Origin of the sequence: Psychrobacter sp. Ps3 (genome assembly GCF_022129275.1) — a bacterium.
Taxonomy (GTDB): domain Bacteria; phylum Pseudomonadota; class Gammaproteobacteria; order Pseudomonadales; family Moraxellaceae; genus Psychrobacter; species Psychrobacter submarinus.
Genome location: NZ_JADQAL010000032.1, coordinates 1 through 18,568 on the forward strand (window position 1 = coordinate 1; position 18,568 = coordinate 18,568).

The 18,568-nt window shown below is 45.4% G+C and carries 10 protein-coding genes; 2 read left to right on the plus strand and 8 right to left on the minus strand.

Going from position 1 to position 18,568, the window contains the following annotated elements; translation table 11 throughout:
• Positions 1–37: 37 nt before the first annotated feature.
• From cobA to I3248_RS09685, 5 genes are all read right to left on the minus strand, one after another.
• On the minus strand, positions 38–967 hold the full coding sequence (gene cobA / locus I3248_RS09665) for a uroporphyrinogen-III C-methyltransferase (protein ID WP_238063470.1): 930 nt from the start codon (positions 965–967) through the stop codon (positions 38–40).
• Positions 968–1,104: 137 nt separating this feature from the next.
• Positions 1,105–4,284: a molybdopterin-dependent oxidoreductase gene (locus tag I3248_RS09670; RefSeq protein ID WP_238063471.1), complete on the minus strand. Its 3,180-nt coding sequence runs from the start codon at positions 4,282–4,284 to the stop codon at positions 1,105–1,107.
• Positions 4,281–5,696 carry an FAD-dependent oxidoreductase gene (locus I3248_RS09675; RefSeq protein WP_238063472.1) on the minus strand — a complete coding sequence of 472 codons (1,416 nt, stop codon included), beginning with the start codon at positions 5,694–5,696 and terminating at the stop codon, positions 4,281–4,283. Before I3248_RS09675 ends, I3248_RS09670 begins: the two co-directional genes overlap by 4 nt.
• Before the next feature lie 76 nt (positions 5,697–5,772).
• On the minus strand, positions 5,773–7,863 hold the full coding sequence (locus tag I3248_RS09680) for a bifunctional protein-serine/threonine kinase/phosphatase (protein WP_238063473.1): 2,091 nt from the start codon (positions 7,861–7,863) through the stop codon (positions 5,773–5,775).
• A gap of 3 nt (positions 7,864–7,866) precedes the next feature.
• Positions 7,867–9,369 carry a NarK family nitrate/nitrite MFS transporter gene (locus I3248_RS09685; protein ID WP_238063474.1) on the minus strand — a complete coding sequence of 501 codons (1,503 nt, stop codon included), beginning with the start codon at positions 9,367–9,369 and terminating at the stop codon, positions 7,867–7,869.
• Between the two features lie 723 nt (positions 9,370–10,092).
• Between I3248_RS09685 and nirB the strand changes: the two genes are divergently transcribed.
• Together nirB and nirD are read left to right on the plus strand one after the other, a co-directional pair.
• Positions 10,093–12,678 (plus strand): nitrite reductase large subunit NirB, encoded by a 2,586-nt coding sequence (nirB, locus tag I3248_RS09690; protein WP_275949278.1) that lies wholly within the window; start codon positions 10,093–10,095, stop codon positions 12,676–12,678.
• A 90-nt stretch (positions 12,679–12,768) separates the two neighbouring features.
• The gene (nirD, locus tag I3248_RS09695) at positions 12,769–13,119 is read left to right on the plus strand and encodes a nitrite reductase small subunit NirD (RefSeq protein WP_238063475.1); all 351 of its coding nucleotides are present in this window, start codon (positions 12,769–12,771) and stop codon (positions 13,117–13,119) included.
• Between the two features lie 294 nt (positions 13,120–13,413).
• Here the strand turns inward: nirD and I3248_RS09700 are convergent, their stop codons facing one another.
• From I3248_RS09700 to I3248_RS09710, 3 genes are all read right to left on the minus strand, one after another.
• Complete coding sequence (locus I3248_RS09700) at positions 13,414–14,535, minus strand: Fic family protein (RefSeq protein ID WP_238063476.1); 1,122 nt, start codon at positions 14,533–14,535, stop codon at positions 13,414–13,416.
• Between the two features lie 425 nt (positions 14,536–14,960).
• Positions 14,961–16,703, minus strand: a complete 1,743-nt coding sequence (gene dld / locus I3248_RS09705) for a D-lactate dehydrogenase (RefSeq protein ID WP_238063477.1) — start codon at positions 16,701–16,703, stop codon at positions 14,961–14,963.
• Positions 16,704–16,729: 26 nt separating this feature from the next.
• On the minus strand, positions 16,730–18,433 hold the full coding sequence (locus tag I3248_RS09710) for an L-lactate permease (RefSeq protein ID WP_238063478.1): 1,704 nt from the start codon (positions 18,431–18,433) through the stop codon (positions 16,730–16,732).
• Positions 18,434–18,568 lie beyond the last annotated feature (135 nt).

Here is an 18,568-nt window from a genome sequence, read left to right on the forward strand (position 1 = left end):
CGACATTGTAAATAGTATCAATGAGTTACAATGTGGCTTATCCCGAACTGGGGTTACTGACTAAATCATGACTGCTAACAACGTTTTGAACGTCAATAAAGGTACTTTTGCCTAACGCACCAAGGTTGTAGTTTGCAAACTCATGATATAAATTAACCACATCACCCATAATCAATAGCGCAGGTGTTGGCAGTTTTGCCTCAGCTTGCTGCTCCGCGATATTACCAAGCGTACCGATAAGAAGCTGCTGCGTTGGCAAACTGGCATGACTAATCACAGCAAAAGGTGTATTACTGTCGCGCCCTGCGGCAATTAGCCCTTGGGTCATCTCATCTAGTCGATTCAACCCCATATAAAAGACAACCGTTTGCGTACTGTCTAAGAGTTCATCGTAGTCATTATTAGGTGCGCCCAACTTTTTGCAAGCGGTCACAAATTTTACGGCTTGCGCATGATCACGGTGTGTCAAGGGAATACCTGCTCTACTTGCGGCCGCACTAGCAGCAGTGATACCAGGAATAGATTCAAAATGAATGCCATGACGCACCACTTCTTGCAGCTCCTCTCCGCCGCGTCCAAATATAAAGGGGTCGCCACCTTTGAGCCTAACGACCGTTTTGCCTGCTAGCGCGTGTTTGACCAGTAGCTCATTGATACCTTCTTGTGGTAGTGCGTGATTGGCACGGCGCTTACCGACAAATATCTTCTCTGCCGTCAGCGCACACATATCTAAGATATCCTCTGAAACCAAACTATCATAGAGTACGACCTCTGCTTTTTGCATTACTCGTAATGCTTTTAACGTGAGTAGCTCAGGATCGCCAGAACCTGCACCAACCAAATGTACCGTGCCTGTTTTCACACTTTTTTCTATACATGATGGCTCATCGCTCACACTGATATGACAATTTATATTGGGTAAATTTTGTGAAGTTAATGCGGCAATAAAGGTAGATGAATCAGTCATGGTAATAACTCCTAATAACACTGTTAATAACGCGCAACTCTGCACCTAACAATGGCATACCTAAGAAAAAAAGAGCATATAAAATACGGTGCAAGCCCTATGCCATATTAACGATCAAACTTTGCAACAAGCACTACTTAAGACGCATACCTATCGATCAAGGCATTAATTTGACTCACACATGAACCGCAGTTAGTCCCTGCTCGGCACGCCTTTCCAACCGCGTGGGCACTCATACACTGCTGCTTGGTAATTGTTTCGATAATAACATTCTCTCCAACAGCCATACATGAACATACTAATGCACCTGGATCAACATACCCTGTCGCTGGACGACCTGCCAGCAACCACTTATAGCGTTGATTCTCTGGTATCGCATCAGTACTGGCAAAGCAATTGTTAAGCCAATGCATACTGGGTAGCTGCGCCACTTGCGGCGCAAAACAAATGCTGAGCAGTAGCTGATCGCTTGGTATGTCAGACTTTGACGTACTAATCGATGCCCGATCTATCACTTTATTATTTGCCTCTACCTGCGTCGAGACGAAGCGAAGCTGCTTTGCTTGCTTGCTGCAAGTAAAGGCACTATTGATCGATTTATCGGTGAGAGATGCTTGATAAGTATTGATAAAATTTTGCCAGTACTCAGGGTCAAGCAGTTTACTGATGACTTTGTCTACAGGACTGGCTAAAGTAATCAAGACGCTATTGGTTTGACGACTTAAACTCCATGTCAATGCGGGTAATGAGTTTGATCTTTCAGAAGCTGTATTTGTATCAGAAGAAGGTATCAGCACTCCTTGATCCTCAGGCTCTTTCTCAAAATCCAATAAAGTCTCACGCAGATGCACTATCATGGTGTCTTGTAGATCAGGATGCACCAAAATCTTGCCATAAGTTTTCATCGGTACAGGCATTACGCTGATTGCAGAATTTTTTAATTCAGGCTGTCCTGAATGCGGATCAACGACTGTTGGGATCAGCGTACCTACGCGAGCAAAACGAGCAAAGGCGTTGCTCCAATGCATCGGCATAAAGGCATCGCCTGCACTCATACTGTTGCTGATGGCAACTTGGGCGAGCACCTGACTGTCTGTAGTGGTGCTCGCGACCGTACGCGGCGGCTGGCTATTTATTGATAAGTTTTTCTCATAGCAGGGACGTAGCTGTACATAATCGCCTTGGTCAACACCGAGCTGCTTGGCATCATTTGGATGTACGGTGAGTGTTGGTACAGACTCGTGTTGGTTGAGCTGCGGTGCAAGTCCTGTGCGCGTCATCGTATGCCATTGATCGCGAAGCCTACCTGTAATCAGCCGTAGATTTAATGCTCCTGAGCTATCTTGATGAAACGTATGACTGCTGTTATTTTTTTTACTATCAGCGCTTTTCGAGCTCAATCGTTGCGTATGCCTATTGGGTATACTGGCGTGACTGGGAGGCGTAATGGCAATGAAACGTGTTTTGATCGGTGTAATACGTGCGCCGCCCCACTGAAACGGTGTCATGACATCATATGCGTCGTGACTGAAAGAGAATACGTTTTTATTTTGCTGCTTAAGATGGTTTGGGCTTTCCTCTATCGATGCTATCGCCCCTACTACCATTGGCGAAAGATCTTTTGCTAAATTAAGATGGCGCGGTTGATTGTTTTCTGATACATCTTGGCTGGTATCATTTCTATAAGCTGTCAGAGCGATATGCTCATTAAATATATCCCTAGCATGCTGATAATCAAACCCTGCCAAACCCATGCGTTTAGCGACTTGCGACAGTATCCACCAGTCAGGCTTTGCTTGTCCGAGTGCAGGCATTAACGCCCGCTGGCGCGAGATGCGGCGCTCCGAATTGGTCACTGTGCCTGATTTCTCCCCCCAACCCTGTGCAGGCAAAACAATATCTGCACACTTAACCGTATCGCTGTCGACGGAGCAGTCAGATACAATCACCAAATCACAGGTAGCCAATGCGCGGCGAAACTTATCAGCCTCAGGCAAGCTGACGACAGGGTTGGTCGCCATAATCCAGATGGCTTTGATACGGCCATCTAGTATGGCATCAGCAGCATCGCAAGCTTTTACCCCAACTTCTGCGGCAAGCGGTTGCGGCGCTTGCCAAAAATCAGCCACCAAATGACGATGCTGCTCGTTGTCTAGGTCTAGATGCGCGGCAAGCAGGTTAGCTAATGCACCGACTTCGCGCCCGCCCATCGCATTTGGCTGACCGGTGAGTGAAAACGGACTTGCACCTACTCGGCCCACTCGCCCAGTATACAAGTGAGTATTGATAATGGCATTGACCTTGTCGGTACCACTTGCAGATTGGTTGACACCCATGCTAAATGCCGTGACGGTTTTATCATTTGCAGCAACCAGCGCATAAAACTCCTGTACCAGATCCGCACTGATACCACATGCCGTCGCCACTTTATCAATCGTCCATGTTTTTGCGGCCTCTAAGGCGGGCTTAACATCATGACACTGCTTAAGATAGTCTTTATCACCACAGCCTTCTTGCTCAAGATAATGCAGCAGTCCGTTATATAAGTGCGTATCCGTGCCAACAGCGATGGGCACGTGCAAATCAGCAAATTCACAAGAATCAGTACGACGCGGATCAATCACGATTAGTTTTTTATTAGGATCACGCTTTTTGGCGGCTAAAAACCGTCCGAATAAGATAGGATGACACCACGCCATATTGGAGCCCACCAGCACCAATAAATCACAAGACTCTAAATCTTCATAATTACTAGGCACTAAGTCTGCACCAAAAGCACGCTTATGCCCTGCAACCGCTGAGGACATACAAAGACGCGAATTGGAATCGATATTATTATTACCAATAAAGCCTTTAATGAACTTATTGGCAACGTAGTAATCCTCAGTAAGCAGCTGCCCTGACACATAAAACATTACGCTGTCACGCCCGTGTGTCACGATAGTGTTATTCAAACGACTGGCAATATCACCCAATACTGCCTCCCACTCGACAGGCTGCGTATCTGTCGGTTGTCCTTTTGCTATTGTTCGCTGTTTGTTTTGATAATAAGGCTGAGTCAACCTGCGTTCAGTGCCCAATGTTTGTGCCAATGCACTGCCTTTTGAGCAGAGTTTGCCGAAGTTTGCTGGATGCTCAGGATCGCCTGTCACGCTGACTACACCTGCCTCATCGATGTTTGCTAGTACGCCGCAGCCTACGCCGCAGTAAGGACAAGTGGTACGAATAGGACTGATCAAATCCTCAGTGTAAGTTGTAATTCGAGAGGACGGTACGACACTGAGGGCTTGATCGTCATTTAAGATGGTGCTGCTCATGAGGCCTCTCCTATTAGGTGTGCGTCACTTGGCACGGCAGATTCGGGCTCAGCTGCTTCTATTTTCTCTACATCGCAATAGGCTTCGCCAAAGATAAGGTCTTCTTTTATCGAGGATATGTCACTGCCATCAGTGATCAGCTGACTATAAAACCCGCTTTCACTCACATCACCGTATAGTACCGTGCCAATAAGTTTGCTTTCTTTAATGTAGAGACAAAGATAATGATCGAGGCTCGTTTGCTGATAAACCACGCGCTCTATCTGTGCCATTTCAATATCATCAAAAGCAATCTGACCTGCTGAAAAAGCGGCGATGCCAGATACTTTTAATTTTAAAGATAAAGGCTTGCTGATAAAGGGACGCCAGTGGTTTTTGTATTCGGTTATTCGTGAGTCACTATTGGCTGTCTTACGACTTGAGATGTATGGCGCTTTTAAGACAGACACCAAGGTATCGACCTGTTGATTGACAGGAGCCACCATCCCGAATAGCTCCCCGTCCAGCTCGACACATTCACCGATCGCATAGACATGAGGACAGCTCGTATGCATAAAGTTATCTACAAGGATACCTCGGTTAACCTCAAGACCGCTTTGCTGGGCCAGTGTCGTATTGGGGATGACACCAACGGCCATGACAATAAAGTCTGCTGGCAGTGTGCGGCCATCCTTTAACAACAGACCATTAACCTCGTGTTGATCATTGACCGTAATACATTCTGTGTTGGCTAACACCTCCAGCTTGACACTTCGACTGAAGAGCTCTGCTTGTAGCAGATGAGCGGCGGGCATATCAAGCTGTCGGTTGAGAACATGACTATCGACATGAACCACTGTCATATCTGCCCCTTGAGACGCCAAAGCACAAGCGGCTTCCAGACCCAGCACCCCGCCACCAATGACAAGACCCTTTTTTGCTTGGCGCGCGTACTCCGTCAATACCTGCACATCAGCAATCTCTCGAAATACATGAACACCCTTAGCATCATGATTGGCAAAAGGGATGACGCGAGCTTGTGAGCCAGTAGCCAGCACCAGCTCGGTATAATCTAGGACTTGTCCATCACTCAATTCAATACACTGTTGCTTGGTTTCGATTGCATCTACCGACGTGCCAGCCAATACCGTGATACCCAATTGCTCATATTCTGCTAGCTCGTATAAATATGTCTCTTCAAAAACCGACTCTCCTGAAAGTACTGGTGACAGCATGATACGGTTATAGCCAACTTGCGGTTCTTTACTGATTAACGTAATTGGCAAACGGGCGGTGTCATCATTTGATTGCGTGCGAGCAAGCTCAATGGCAAAACGACTGCCTGCCATCCCAGCGCCGATAATAACGATGCCAGCAGTAGTCCGACGTTTAGAAAAAGAAGTATGGGTTGGTTCTTGTGAAACAAGTGACATAGGAAAATCATTCCTTAGCCGCAACACGCAGCGTTGAATAAAATGGCTTGTCGTACTATTTACGTTTAACAAGGTTTTATAAAAAATAAATAAGCAACGATATGATAATGACAAATTGAATAAAGCAAATGCTGTGCCAAACCAATAAGGGATGACGTACAATCAGCGGTTCAGGGTCTCTGATATCGTTACTGTTATCAGGGCTGAAGTCTTGTAAGAACTCACCAATCGCTTGATACCTTGCCTGCGTACTAGAATGTAGCGCACGCATCAACGCTTGTTGGCTAGCAGCTGGCACTCGGTTTTGACGTAGGCGTTCTGCAGGTACGATCAGTGAGGCGGATGGGTTCATCAAATCTTGCGAGCTAAATGGCAGCTCACCTGTGAGTAACTCATAACCAATCACGGCAATGGAAAACAAATCAGAATGCACGCCTTTTGGGGCATCGGTGTAGTATTCTGGTGCAGCGTAGTGCAAATCACCATTAGGAGGACGCGTACTGTCTTTTAGTATGGAGGAGCTAGCAGAGCCAAAGTCGATTAACTTGACCGCACCTGATTGAGTTAATAATATATTTTCAGGCTTGATATCTTGATGCAGTAGATAGTTCCGATGCATCACACGGACTGCCATGCCGATCTTAGTAAGTAAATCGTAAGTTTGCCAAATATCACAAGGGGCTTGACGACCCATAAACACTCGTAGGCTCTCCCCTTCGATATATTCCGTTAAATGATATAAATAAGTGCTACTGGCAGGCACTGGGTAGTAGCGCAAAAGCCCCGATGCATTAGACGCATTGAAAGTAGCACTCAGTTTTTTAGAGACATCACTGGTTAAAAGCGGATCATGGGAGGATACGCTATTGGGGTCCACTTGATTATAAGCAGGCTCACCAATACGTTTGTGCTTGGACAGGCTCAAACCGATTTTGCGTTCCTTTAAAAACTCACGTAGATAATGCCCATCAGCAATGACATTGAGACTTGGCGACTTCAAAACAAATGCATGCTGGTCGTCATCCTCTACTAAATACACCTCACTGCGAGCCGTACGCGCGATGATTTTTTTGACCACAAAATTATCAATCTGTGCCCCTACTGCCAAGCCCGTTGGTAAGCGATAGTGATTGATATCCTGAGCATGACTACGGTCGCTATCCAAACCTTGATCAAGCGCAATGGCGTTGTCTGTTTCTCTGTGCGTTTTGGTTTTTGTGATTTCATCGTTCATACCCAGCATGATCACACTGAGGTTATCGTAACTTCCCTCGCTAAAGGCGTGCTCACATAAACGCTGGCTCATCTGAAGATGGTCGATGATTTGATTGGGACATGCTACTGATTGGTGCATGGCCTGTACCGCAGCACACAGCTCAAACTGTAACTCTGCTGGCGTAATAGACTCATAAACCCCATCGGTCATGAGCGCCAAACACTCGTTTTGGTGCAAAGTGAACACAGATTGTTGCAGCTCAACTCGTGTGTCAGCACCGATAGCAGCAGACAGGGCTCCTTTATCCCGTCCATGGTGGATATGATGGTCTTTGGTCAATAGCACCATACTGTCGATACCGATACGATAGATACGAGAATCGCCCGTATGAAACAGATGAATACGGTCGCCTATGCATAGCAGTCCTGATAAGGTGGATAATAAAGCTGGCAGGCGCTCATAGGCTTGCGGGAAATAAAGCGCGTCATTGGCTTGGTGCACCGCCTCCTTAATCACGATGGCAACTTGATCGTCATCAAAGCGGTGTAGTGGATTTGGCGATTGCTCTTGAGATTCGCTTGATATCTCATTTGCTTGCACCCTATCTGTCTGTACCATCTCTGCAAGTTGTGAGGTGATATAGTGTGTCACCGTGTTTATCACTGACTGACTGGCTTGTTTGGGAAACTGGCAAGCACTGACCCCATCAGCCATTAGCACCAATAAAGGCGCTGTAAAAGAGGGATGATCGCCACTATGCGCTGACGATGATGAAAAGGATGATAACGATGGAAACCCATAAGGTAGGCAGGTCGTTATGAGTAGGCTATCTTGATTATCAGCTTTGCGTCCTGCCATCGTACAAAAATCAGGCAGCCACAATGCAACGTCCGCATCATGGCTGCTTACTTGATTTGTTTGTTTAGGCGCTTGTTTGACGCTCTCATGCATAATTTAGCTCACTTGTATTTGAGCAAAGCTGCCATCTGGCATCTCTTCAATAATAACGCCTTCAGGCTCTTTTAATAAAAACAGCGCCAAGAAGCCAATCACTGCTGTTGCGGCAATCACAAAGAAAAACACCTGATACGATACTAGACTTAGTACAGTTAGATAGACCACTGACCCGACGTTACCGTAGGCGCCTGTCATCCCTGCAAACTGCCCGGTCATACTACGTTTAATCAAAGGAATCACAGCAAACACTGCTCCCTCACCCGCCTGTACAAAGAAAGAGCAGAACATAGTAATCAACAGCGCAAGTGCGATCGGCCATGAAGAGTCAACGATACCCATCAACAGATAACCAACAGCCAAACCTGCGGTGAGAATCAACAGCGTGATTTTACGGCCGAATTTATCACTCAACCAGCCGCCGCCAGGACGCGACATCAGATTCATAAAGGCGTAGCTTGATGCCAAGACACCTGCCATGACAATCGATAAGTTAAAAGTCTCTTGATAAAAAAGCGGCAACATAGACACCACGGCCAACTCTGAGCCAAAAGTCGCAAAGTATAAAATATTCAAAATACCGACTTGCTTAAAGTCATATCGGTGAGCTTTTGGCACAGGTGTGGTAAATACTTCCTTATTAAAACGATAACTACTGATAAATTCATAAACGTATAACACCACCAACGCAATATAGACGATGTTGACACTTGCCTGACTCAGCAAACTCACACCAGCTGGTGATAATTTCCACGCCAATAAGGCCAATGCCAAATACATTGGCAGTTTAAATACCATCATGAGCCAGAAGTCACCTGATGAAGTTACCATCATGGCACCCGATTTTTTAGGTTTGAAATACGTAGCACCCTTAGGGGTATCACGTACCATCTTGTAAAAAATCACACTATAGAGCATCATAACCACCCCTGAGGTAGCCGTTGCATAACGCCAACCTTCCTCACCGCCAAAGATGGCAGCGGCCGCAATAGCGACTGTCGGTAGTAGCAGTGCCGCGGCGGCAGAGCCGAAATTTCCCCAGCCCCCATAGATACCTTCAGCTGTACCCAGCTCATTGGCAGGGAACCAGTCACTCATGAGACGAATACCAACCACAAACCCTGCACCAACGAAACCTAATAAAAAGCGTGATAGCGCTAACGTGTTGTAATCTTGCGCAAAAGCGAAGGTGAGACAAGGAATAGCGCCAATGGCTAAAATTGCAGTGTAAACAAGCCGCGGACCAAAGCGATCGGTCAACATACCGATGATGACTCGGGCTGGAATAGTCAAGGCAACATTTAATATCAATAAAGTTTTTACCTGGTCTTTGGTGAGGTTCAAGCTCTCCCCTATCGCAGATAAGAATGGTGCATGGTTAAACCACACAAAAAAGGTGAAAAAAAACGCCATCCACCCAAGATGGAGAATTTTGTTTTTACCGCTAAAAGAAAAGATATTCAGCTTGTTTTTATTTGGTACATCAGGTTTCGATGAAGGCATAGACGATTTCCTCAAATGGCTAACATTAAAGTTATAAAAACACGTTATGAGTCAGAAACTTATCAGTTGCGACCATTAAGAGAGTGCAATGGATGTGCCAGCTGCAAATATAAAATTGACATAGATATAAAACATCATCTTTTTTAAAAGGGCTACGCTTTGTACCAGATGACTCTAAAGGCATCCCAATTAAATAGTATTGCTTAGATAAAACTAAATTACCTCTCGATTAAGTAAAGTAAGCGATGCACCTTTAAAGTAACAATCAAAAACCAATTTGGTGCATTTTTGCAACTATTTTGGTGCATCTGGTGCATTTGGTGCATTTGGTGCATTTGGTGCATCTGGTGCATTTGGTGCATTTGGTGCATTTGGTGCATTTGGTGCATTTGGTGCATTTTTGCAACTATTTTGGTGCATAGGATGTAAATGACAACTATTAAAAAGATCATATTAAGCAACTACTTATAACAGAAAATAGTATCGCCAAAAGTACTGGCATGACCTTATAAACTGGTAAGGCTACATATTTTTTAACTATATAAGGGTTCGATAATTGAATGTCATTAATTGTGTTTGGCACGATTATTGAGGGCTTAATAGTTATAGGCATCTAAGTATTAACGACTATCTATCATTGAACCATCTAAAAATTAACTTGCGACTTTTGGATGGGACATTAGATGAAAGTATTTAAGCAAACACATTACTGAGGATAGGCATATGAGTAACACTATAGTAAGTACGATGAATAAAGCTAAATTAGTGGTGATTGGTAACGGTATGGTGGGACATCACTTTATCGAGCGAGCCATAGAGCAAGGCTTACACGATCAGTTTGAGATTCACGTATTTGCTGAAGAGGATCGCCCAGCTTATGACCGGGTGTATCTATCGAGCTATTTTGAACATAAAGATGTGAGTAAACTAAACTTAGTGGACTTGAGCAGGTATGAGGATGCGCAGATTCAGTTGCATCTCAATCAGCGAATCACAAACATCGATGCCGCCAATCAATGTATCAGCACGGAAGACGGTACCCAGATAGACTATGCTGAATTGGTATTAGCAACAGGCTCCTATCCGTTTGTGCCGCCAATTCCAGGGCGCGAGCATCCGCACTGTCATGTCTATCGTACGATTAAAGATTTGGATGATATTCTCAGTACTGCTGAGAAGCCAAAAGTCAAAAAAGGTGTCGTGGTCGGGGGTGGCCTGCTTGGCCTTGAGGCAGCCAAAGCCCTAGTCACACTGGGATTAGAGACTTACGTAGTCGAGTTTGCGCCTCAGCTGATGGGCGTACAGCTCGATGCTGCTGGCGGTGATATTTTAAAGCGTAAAATTGAAGCCCTTGGGGTCAAGGTATTAACAGGTAAAAATACTAAGGCCATTATCGACAACACCCTATCGGATGAAGCATCGTGTCATTTAACCATGCAGTTCGCTGATGATACCTCATTAGATACCGACATGATCGTCTTTAGTGCGGGTATTCGTCCGCAAGATGGCATTATCAAAAGCAACCCTGAATGCGGTATTGAAATCGGCACCCGTGGCGGTATTCTGATTGATGAAGCCTGCCGTACCAATGCCCCGAATGTATATGCCATTGGAGAGTGCGCCGTATGGGACAACACCGTTTTTGGCTTGGTCGCGCCAGGTTATAGCATGGCCAGTATTTGCGCCGCTCAAATTGCAGGCGATCACGCTCAGACCTTTACAGGCGCTGACATGAGCACCAAGCTCAAATTGATGGGTGTAGATGTGGGCAGTATCGGCGATGCGCACGGTGCAACAGAAAACAGTTTGAGCTATTTATACCAAAACCCTGCTGAGGGTATCTATAAAAAACTGGTAACCACAGCGGATAATAAGCGGCTACTGGGCGCTGTATTGGTAGGTGACACTGAGGATTACAACAATCTCTTGCAGCTATTTCTAAACGATATTGACCTGCCTACCCATCCTGAAAGCCTGATCCTACCCAACGTAGAAAAACCCACCATGGGTATCGAGAACCTGCCCGATAGCGCCACGATTTGCTCTTGTTACAACGTCACCAAAGGTGCTATTTGTGCCGCCGTTGAAGACGGTGCCTATACCATGGCAGAGGTTAAATCATGTACCAGTGCCGGTACAGGCTGTGGTGGCTGTGCGCCTATGGTGAAAGACACATTAGGTTATCAACTAACCGCGCTTGGTTTTGAAGTCAATAATGATCTGTGTGAGCACTTTGCTTACTCACGTCAGGAGTTGTATAGTTTGATTCGAGTACAAGGCATTAAGACATTTGATGCGCTATTAGATGAGCACGGTAGTGGTCATGGCTGCGAGATTTGCAAACCAACCGTTGCCTCTATTTTGGCGTCTTGCTGGAATGATTATGTACTCAAACCCGAACTCACACCACTGCAAGACAGCAACGATTACTATCTAGGCAATATTCAAAAAGATGGCACTTATTCGGTCGTGCCGCGCGTACCTGGCGGTGAAATCACTGCAGATAAACTCATCATACTCGGACAAGTCGCCAAAGAGTTCAATCTATATACCAAAATCACTGGCGGTCAGCGTGTCGACTTATTTGGCGCACGTTTAGACCAACTGCCCGATATTTGGACACAACTGGTAGATGCTGGGTTTGAGACAGGGCATGCTTATGGTAAATCTCTGCGTACAGTCAAATCCTGTGTGGGCAACAACTGGTGTCGCTACGGTGTCGATGACAGTGTGGGTTTAGCACTTAGACTAGAAGACCGCTACAAAGGAGTACGCTCACCACATAAAATAAAAATGGGCGTATCTGGATGTACTCGTGAGTGCGCTGAAGCGCAAAGCAAAGATTTTGGGATTATTGCTACTGAAAACGGCTGGAATCTCTTTGTCTGCGGTAATGGTGGCATGACCCCGCGTCATGGTGAACTATTCGCAACGGATCTTGATACGGATACAGTTGTCAAATATATCGACCGTATTATCATGTTTTATATCAAGACCGCAGATAAGCTTCAGCGTACCTCAAAATGGCGCGAGAGCCTTGAAGGTGGACTTGAGTATCTACAGGCCGTTATTATTGAGGACAGTTTAGGTATCGCTGAGGAGCTAGAGTCACAGATGCAACTACTCATCGACAACTATGTTTGTGAATGGAAAGCCACCATTACTGATAGCGAAAAACTCAAACGTTTCCGTCATTTTGTTAATAGTGAACAAGGCGATGACAATGTGGTATTCGTCACTGAGCGAGAGCAGATTCGCCCTGCAACCGACATGGAAAAGACGCAAATAAAAGTGACCGAATTAGCGTAATCTTAACGTGTCGGCGTCTATTAATATTAGACGCTAAATAATATTTTTTGTTATTGGTCTCATTTATATTTTACTATTAAGGATCTTCTGATGGCTCAGCTCACTGTGTGCAAAATCAATGATATTATTCCCGAGACAGGTGTCTGTGCGCTCGTAAACGGAAAACAAGTGGCTATTTTTTGCACCAAGCAGACACAGTTATTTGCGCTTGATAATTATGATCCGTTCAGTCAAGCCAACGTCTTGTCTAGAGGTCTGATTGGCGGCACGACTATTATCAACGAGGATGGCTCTGCTGAAAATGTGCTATATGTCGCCTCACCTATTTATAAGCAGCGCTTTAATCTTGTCACAGGTCAATGCCTAGATGATGAAAACATTATACTCGACACGTATAAAGTCGAGCTTGAGGGGAGCGATGTCATCGTAAAATATAACTAGGTATTTGTGTGTCTAGCACATACTACCTTCTAGACTATTTAAGCAGCCTTTGGCTTTAAGAGTCGAAGGCCGTTTTATTCTTCATCAAACCTTTTGTCATCCCCTAATAAATTAATGAGACTGATATCTGCTAGGAAATTATCGATGTTAAACAAGATTAGAAAAGCTATTTGTGACTGTAGTGATCAACTAATTTTAGACACCTGATATTAGGCCACTGAATGAGTTGTCTCTATTACAGCTTATTCGAATAACTTTTTGCTATCATAGCAGAATTAAAAAATATTATTTTTATCATAAAACCAACTCATAACTCGTACTGCGTCCTGATGCTACAGATTTTCGCATCATACCCTTCTCTATTAAATCATTGATATCTCGTAGTGCCGTGTCTATAGAGCATTTGGTCATAGTTGCCCATTTTTTAGTGGTAAGTTTGCCATAAAAATCAGTCAGCAAAGTATTTAACATTTTCACCTGCCTGTCATTCAAAGCATGCTGTCGATGCGTCTGCCAAAAGCCCGCCTTACTGATAATTTTATCTGTAGTTTCTTGAGCTACAATGAGGGATTGCTCTAGCGTTTGTAAAAACCACATCAACCAATCCGTGATATCTTTATCACCTTTTTGCGTACGCTCTAGTATTTTGTAATAGTCGTTGCGCTGTTTAAGAATTTGCGCTGACATACTATAAAAGCGTTGGGCACTGTTATCGCTTTTTGCCAGCATCCGTTCTGTGAGTGCTCGTGTTAGTCGTCCGTTTCCATCATCGAATGGATGCAAAGTCACAAACCATAAATGAGCAATACCTGCTTTTATGACCAAATCTATATCTTCTTGCTTATTTGGCGAAGTGTTAAACCACAATAAAAATTTGTCTAGCTCATCTGGCAACCTATCCGCACTCGGAGCAACAAAATGAACCCGCTCGCGACCATACCTACCAGACACTACTTGCATAGGCCCTTTACTATCATCACGGATACTGCCTGCTTGAATACGATAAAGCCCACTATATCCATCTGGAAATAATGCTCGATGCCATCCGAGTAAGTCACCTAATAATAGTGGCTTTTGATAGTGATAGGTGGCACTTAGCATCATCTCTACCACTGCATCGATCTCACGAGTAGTGGTTGGCATACTGGCATTATCTAACCCTAAATGCCGTGCAACTGAAGAACGAACTTGCTCATCATTTAGCGTCTCACCTTCTATCTCAGAAGTTTTGATAATCTCTAAGGTCACCGCATCTAATTGTGCCTCAACGTTCAGATCGAACCCTAGTGTTAGCAGCTTTCCTAGTAAACGGCCTTGTAATATCCGCACACGACTGACGAGTGGCAATAGCTTTTTGTCCGACCATTGCCATTCAGTCCAGTTTGGATGTTCATGAATATAAGTAGTATGCTTCATACGTTCCCCAGAGATATGCAGAGATTAGAACAGTAATCTCCTTATATTATGCAGAGAATAAGCAGTAGAAACAATACGTAGAAATTCAAAAACGGCAATAGCAGACGTAATAAGAATAGATTCTCAACGAACAAACATAGTTTTTTTGTTCTGAGAAGGGCTTGAGTAGAGGTAAAAACACTATAAAAATACAGTGCCCAAATACGAGTTAAATTTTACTTTATTATAATTTACATTGTGATTATTCAATCGTATAATATCTACAGGCCATAAAGGTCAATGAATGTAAGATATTATCATAATAAGCATTTTGGTCGAGCGACTTTGACATGGTGGAGGTTGCAGGCATTGGCGGAGCGGATTGGCGGTGGTGATGCGTAAAAGTAAGCGACTGTCACTTCAAGCCTCATCACCATCATAAATGGCTATAAACAACACGCGCAGTTGCGTTTGGTTTTTGGCATTTGACCGATACCAGGGTTAAAAGTATTGGTAGGATCTAGGCGCTCATAAAACTGCTGCAAATCAGGTTCGGCTTCATATAAGTGGCCGACATTATGCTCAGCAGGGTATTTGGCACCGCGCTTGTTTAATAGCTCAAGCATCATCTTTTTGACCTGCTTGGTATCACTGCCCTTTTTTAAAATATAATCTTGATGAAACACATAACAAAAGAAGTGACCGTAATACAGCTTTTTTTCTAAGTGCTGAGTGATGCTCTCAGGCAAATTTTCCAGCCAATCAAGCGTGTTACGCGGGATAGCAATATCGAGCGCCAGTATCTCTCCGGCGGTCTCTTCATGCATGACTTCATAACGTATGGCGGCCCCTGCGGCAGCAAAGCGATGTAAAAAGGCGCTGTCTGACTCAGCTTGCGTGCAGGTAAAATAACTGCCCGTTTCTGAGTCTGCAAAAAACGACTCTAAAAAAGACTGTGCCTCATAGATGCCCTCATCACTCATTTTGATAATCAGGTGATGCTCATACTGGTTGCGGTATTCCAGCATGCGCTTGGGCAAATGCTGCGGCAATACCTGGGCGATCATTTGCATAACTTTATCGGTCAAATGATTGGGCACCCATGACCATTTACTCAGTTTGGCATCAATACTGCCTTTGATAGAAAACAGCTTGGGCAAAGCATTGGTACCCAGATGCTTGATGCTCAAAAAGGTGTCTTTGCCGTACTTGGCAGACACATCAAATATATCGCGGTGCATATATTCGCCCACTTCAGGGACATTTTTAAAGCTCGATAGTATTTGTCGTCTCAGTAGTGCCAGCTCATACACACTATTGCTACCGACATAAAAGGTTTGCTCTTTGGTTGCGGTGGGATACGTATCCAGGCGAACGGCAAAAACGGCCAACTTGCCTGCACAGCCACTGGCTTCATACAGCCTGCGCTTATCCGCATTAAAGCGGCTCGGCGTGTCGGCATTGACATCCTGTATTCGGGCGACATACTCTTTGTCTGAGGCCAGTTTGTTGCTTTGAGATAACTGTGACTTGTCAAAATAGCCGTTTTGTAAATTGGTGAGGATTTCTTCGGGCGTATCGCCTAATTCAACCTCTAAATGATTCACCAATACCAGCTGACCGTGCTCGTTGATTTGCGCAAACAGCGACAGCTCCGTGTAAGCAGGGCCTCGTTTGACCAGCGCGCCGCCTGAATTATTGGAGACACCGCCGACGATTGACGCGCCCAAAGTCGATGAGCCAATCACCGAGTGCGGCGCTCGATTGACCGCTTTTAACTCGTTCTGCAATTGATGCAAAGTCGTACCCGGTAGGCTGATAATTTGCTCATTGTCATTGATCAAATACAGCTTATTTATCGCCAGTGTATTGATCACCACCACGGGTCTGTCGTAGTCATCACCGCTGGGCGTTGAGCCTTCTGTCAGACCTGTTTTGGCCGCCTGCATGATGATGATACAGTTGCCCTCAACACACACTTCCAGACATTGCCAAATTTCAAACAGCGTTTGCGGAAACAACACTGCCAGCGCGCTACCGCCGCCTGAGCGCCAGCCCATGCGGTAGTGCTCATTTTTTGCTGAATCTGCCTGTATATTGGCGGCGCCCAGTATTTTGGTCAATTTAACCAACACCTGATCTGATGGTAGCTGGCTTGTATAGGAGGCGGTCGATCGATAACGGTTCATTACTTGCTCTTTTTTTTACTGTGCATTCATAAGGTTAGCGGTCCTTGAACGCCAAAGAGATAAATGGCTGCCATAACGATGATGCCACTGAACAACACATAATAGATGGTTGGTAAGATGGTGCGTCTCAGCGTCGCGCCCTCCATCCCAAGCAGCCCAACGGTTGCTGATGCGGCCACCACATTGTGAATGGCAATCATGTTACCCGCCGCGGCGCCAACCGCTTGTGCTGCGATGATGAGTGAGGGCGAGATGTGCAAGCTCATGGCCGCTTCATACTGGAACTGACTAAACATCATGTTTGATACGGTATTCGAGCCTGCGATAAACGCACCTAGAGCACCGATGGTTGAGCTGATCAGCGGAAAGGCGCTGCCAAACGTGCCTGCAAACAACTCAGCACTGGCAACTGGCATACTCGCGACATCGGATAGATTGACCCCAGAGTTGATAAAAATCCGAACCATAGGGATGGTAAAAATAAGCACAAACCCAGCGCTTAAGACGGTTTTGCTTGATTCGCTCAAAGCATCACCCAGCGCACGCGTTGGATTTTTAGTTTGCACAAAAGCTGCGATTAAGGCGCTGATTAACAACAGGCCGCCGGGCAAGTATAAAGGACTAAAACCTGCACTGATATCGGCCTCGCCCAAAATCGTATTAAAGTCTAGCGTGGCGCTGCTGAGCAAGTCCTTAAAATCAGCAAACATTCTCGAACACACCAGTAGCAGCGCCACTAGCAAGTAAGGAAACCATGCCATCAGCGTAGACATGGTCTTGCCTGCTGGGGTGGCCACATCTTCTTTGCTGACCACCAGTTTACCCATCCAATCGCTTGGCCAGCTGCTTTTGGCTTCAAAGTCCCACGTGGTCTTTGGTACCAAAAATCCTTTTTTAGCCGCCTGAATGACAATCGCCACACTGACCAGTCCACCAACCAACGATGGAAATTCAGGACCCAAGAAAATACCCGTTAAAGTGTAAGGTACAGTGAAGGCCAACCCTGCAAAAATGGCAAAGGGCCAAATGGCTAAGCCTTCTTTCCAGCTTTTATTTTTACCAAAAAAGCGGGTGAGCATCATCACCATCAGCAGCGGCATAAACGTCCCAATCACACCGTGAATGATCGCCACTTGGGTGGTAATCAGTTGTAAAAATTCTTCCCATTGCATGCCTTCTTGCGCCAGCAGCGCACTGATGGCCACGGTATCTAGACCCTTATTCACCCCAATGACAATCGGCGTACCGACCGCCCCGAACGATACGGGCGTGCTTTGGATCATCATCCCCATAAGCACCGCACCCAATGCAGGGAACCCTATCGCGACCAGCAGCGGTGCCGCAATTGCAGCCGGTGTGCCAAAGCCCGATGCACCTTCCAAAAACGTACCAAAACACCATGCAATGATGATGGCTTGCACTCGGCGGTCAGGCGATACGTTGATAAAACCTGCGCGAATCACTGCAATAGCGCCCGTGTGTTTTAGAGTATTTAATAAGAACAGGGCACCAAATACGATCCACAATACCGATATCGTAATCACAGTCCCTTGAAGAATAGAGGACGACACGCGGTTAAACGTCATGTCCCAAATAAAAAGTGCGAGCGCGGCAGTCACCGCCAAAATGATCGGCATGGTTTTTTTGGCCGACCATTGTAGACCAATAAGAAATACGCCACTGAGTATGATTGGCAATAGGGCAAGTAGCCCATAGACAGTCTGATTCAAAATTTCCTCTCCCTGTTATCGTCTGTGCATCCTTGAACACCACTCTTAAACGCCGCCCTTAAACACAGTCCTTACATACAGACACTCAATCGCTCAGATTAACAGCCTCATTGTGCTTAGGGTAGAATTCACACA

Coding starts and splice junctions, on each gene's coding strand:
- I3248_RS09685 (WP_238063474.1), bottom strand. CDS start 9,369: ATGCCTTCATCGAAACCTGATGTACCAAATAAAAACAAGCTGAATATC.
- I3248_RS09670 (WP_238063471.1), bottom strand. CDS start 4,284: ATGAGCAGCACCATCTTAAATGACGATCAAGCCCTCAGTGTCGTACCG.
- I3248_RS09700 (WP_238063476.1), bottom strand. CDS start 14,535: ATGAAGCATACTACTTATATTCATGAACATCCAAACTGGACTGAATGG.
- I3248_RS09675 (WP_238063472.1), bottom strand. CDS start 5,696: ATGTCACTTGTTTCACAAGAACCAACCCATACTTCTTTTTCTAAACGT.
- nirD (WP_238063475.1), top strand. CDS start 12,769: ATGGCTCAGCTCACTGTGTGCAAAATCAATGATATTATTCCCGAGACA.
- nirB (WP_275949278.1), top strand. CDS start 10,093: ATGAGTAACACTATAGTAAGTACGATGAATAAAGCTAAATTAGTGGTG.
- cobA (WP_238063470.1), bottom strand. CDS start 967: ATGACTGATTCATCTACCTTTATTGCCGCATTAACTTCACAAAATTTA.
- dld (WP_238063477.1), bottom strand. CDS start 16,703: ATGAACCGTTATCGATCGACCGCCTCCTATACAAGCCAGCTACCATCA.
- I3248_RS09680 (WP_238063473.1), bottom strand. CDS start 7,863: ATGCATGAGAGCGTCAAACAAGCGCCTAAACAAACAAATCAAGTAAGC.